This window comes from Devosia sp. MC1541 (assembly GCF_012847305.1).
Taxonomy (GTDB): Bacteria; Pseudomonadota; Alphaproteobacteria; order Rhizobiales; family Devosiaceae; genus Devosia.
The window spans coordinates 1-980 of the sequence record NZ_JABBDZ010000047.1; the positions used below are offsets into that span (position 1 = coordinate 1).

At 61.0% G+C, this 980-nt stretch carries 1 pseudogene; it reads left to right on the forward strand.

The annotated features are described in order from the left end of the window. Window positions 1-66: 66 nt before the first annotated feature. Window positions 67-980 (forward strand): annotated as a pseudogene (locus HKD40_RS17625) (IS3 family transposase); the annotation flags it as partial.

A 980-nucleotide genomic window follows, 5' to 3' on the forward strand; every position in this document is an offset into this window, starting at 1 on the left:
TGGTCTGCCCCCTGAAAAGTGGTCCTCCCTGAAGTAGGCTATTGAGCCGCTAGAGAGGACGTTGGAATGCCCCAGAAGAAGCACAAGCCCGAAGAGATCGTCGCCAAGCTACGCCAGGTTGATGTTCTGCTGTCGCAAGGAAAATCGGTTGGCGAGGCGGTTCGCACGATCGGCGTGACGCAGTTTACGTATTACCGGTGGCGCAAGGAGTTTGGCGGCCTAAAGGGAGACCAGGTGAAGCGCCTGAAGGAGCTCGAGAAAGAAAACGACCGGTTGCGCAAGGCTGTATCGGACCTGACGCTCGAGAAGTTGATCCTGAAAGAGGCTGCCTCGGGAAACTATTGAGCCCCGCCCGTCGCCGTCGCTGCGTCGACCATGTCGTGGCGAAGTTCTCCGTCTCGGAGCGGTTTGCCTGCAAGGTTCTCGGCCAGCACCGATCGACCCAGCGCAAGAAGCCGCACGGCCGAGCAGATGAAGAGGCGTTGATCGCCGACGTCATCCGGCTCGCTTCCCGGTATGGCCGCTATGGCTATCGTCGGATCACGGCGATGCTGCGGTCGGAGGGATGGACGGTCAACGCCAAACGCGTCGAGCGCATCTGGCGGCGGGAGGGGCTGAAGGTTCCCCATAAACAACCGAAGAAAGGCCGGCTCTGGCTGAATGACGGATCGTGCATCCGGCTTCGGCCCGAGTACCCGAACCATGTCTGGTCCTATGACTTCGTCGAGGGCCGGACCCATAATGGCAGAAAGTTCCGCATGCTCAACATCATCGACGAGTTCACCCGGGAATGCCTGGCGATCCGCATCGACCGCAAGCTCAACTCGACCGACGTCATCGACACGCTGTCGGACCTGTTCATCTTGCGCGGTGTGCCGGGCCATGTTCGTTCCGACAATGGCCCGGAGTTCATCGCCAAGGCGGTGCGGGAGTGGATCGTGGCCGTCGGCGCCAGGACCGCGTTCATCGAGCCAGGAAGC